At 75.8% G+C, this 1,783-nt stretch carries 1 pseudogene; it reads right to left on the bottom strand.

Going from position 1 to position 1,783, the window contains the following annotated elements:
* A pseudogene (locus ACJA3G_RS36260) lies at window positions 1–188 on the bottom strand (hypothetical protein); the annotation flags it as partial.
* Between the last annotated feature and the right edge of the window lie 1,595 nt (window positions 189–1,783).

The raw sequence follows: 1,783 nt of genomic DNA, 5'->3' as shown, positions 1-1,783 counted from the left end.
GCGGATGTCAGGCGGGTCGCGTCGGTTGAACTGGCGGGGGTGGACGGCCGGTTCGGCTCCTGCGGGCCGTCGGCGGCGCGTATCCGGGAGTTCCGGGGCTGGTCCGCGCGACCGGTGCTCGGTGCGGAGCTCTGCGGGCGTACGGCCCGCTGGACCGTGGCGGACGGGAGCGGGGCGTTGGCGGTCACGCTGGGAAGGGCAGCCGTGTCACGGGGACCAGTGGGCTTCCCAGGGACGGTGCTCGGCTGCTGACTCGTGGGTTCCGGGCTACGGGCCGGGGGCCCGGTCGTCGCGTCACTGCGAGGGGCAGGTGTCGGCGCGGGGCCCGGCGTCGTCGGCACCGCGCGATGCACGGCAGTGCCGACAGGTGTGGTGTCGGCCCGCGGGGCTGATCGCGGCACCGGCGCGCGGGTCGCCGTCCCGGTGCCCGAGTCGGGCGCCGCACCCACGCGGGGCGGGTTCGCGGTACGTGTCACAGGAGGGCGAGTTCCCTCGGCGGCGGGCGCGGAGCGGGACGACCGCGTTACCGGCTGCACGGAGGTGCCCGCCGTGTCGGGGCGGGGACGGGCGGAGGCCGTCGATGGGTGCGCGGACGCAACCCGCTGCACGGGAGCGCCTGACGGGGTACCAGGTGTAGGCCGGGGGCCGCTGTCCACCGCGTCGGAACGAGAACTGACGGGAGCGGGACCCGAGCCGGACACCGACGCTGCCCGCTGCACAGGAGCACCAGACGCAGTACCAGATGCAGGCTGAGCGCCACCGCCCGCCGCGTCAGAACGAGAACTGACGGGTGCGGTCACAGAGTTCGACGCCGACGCAGCCAGCTGCAGGGGAGCGCCCAGCGCAGCGCCAGAGGCAGGCCGAGCGCCGCCGTCGCCCACCCCGCCAGAACCAGAACTGACCGCGGCGGACCCGGAGTGCGACACCGACACCGCCCGCTGCCCGGAAGCACCCGACGCAATACCAGATGCAGGCCGAGCACCACCGCCCGCCGCGTCGGAACGAGAGCCGACGGCAGCGGGCCCCGAGTCGGACACCGGCGCTGCCCGCTGCACAGGAGCGCCTGGCGCAGGGCCGGATGCGGGCCGAGCGCCGCCGTCGCCCACCACATCAGAACCAGAACTGACGGCAGCGGACCCCGACACGGACACCGACACCGCCCGCTGCCCGGAAGCACCCGGCCCAGTACCAGATAGGGGCCCAGCGCCGCCCCCCACCACCTCGGTACGAGAACTGCCAACCGTGCGCGCGGAGTCCGACCCCGGCACCGCCCGCTGCACCGCCGCACCCGTCGGCGTACGAGACGCCGTCGCGGGATCCGGCCCGTTCGCCGTGCTCGCGGCATCCGGACGGGCCAACGGTCCCGTGGGAGCGGAGCGTGGCGCCGGGGTACCGAGTGGCGTCGAAGCATGAGGCTCGTCCGGAGCGCCCGGCGCTTCAGGGTGACGGACCGGCGCGGAACCTCGCGGAGGCACCGCCCGCTGCACCGCACGGGCCGCCACGCCCTCCCCCGCCGCCGAGGTGGCCCGTGCGGCAGCAACCTCCGGGCTTACGTCAGAGGGCAGGGACGTGGACGCCCGGTCATCGTAGGAGACATACGGGGGCTCGGAGCCCGTCGGGGCGGCTCCGGCGGGTGACGGTGCCGACGGGACGGGCGGGGCGCTCGTGGTCCGGCCCGTCGTGGGCAGGGCGCGGCGCTGCACGGCCGGCGACCCGGTCGGCGCCTTCGTCAGGGAAGGCCTCGGCCGGGGCGGGTCGGGCTGTACGGGCGTCACACGCACAC

It is taken from the genome of Streptomyces sp. YS-3 (assembly GCF_045257485.1).
In the GTDB taxonomy this organism is placed as follows: Bacteria; Actinomycetota; Actinomycetes; order Streptomycetales; family Streptomycetaceae; genus Streptomyces.
The sequence above is the reverse complement of the archived record's forward strand: the minus strand, read 5'-3'. Positions and strand labels throughout refer to the sequence as shown.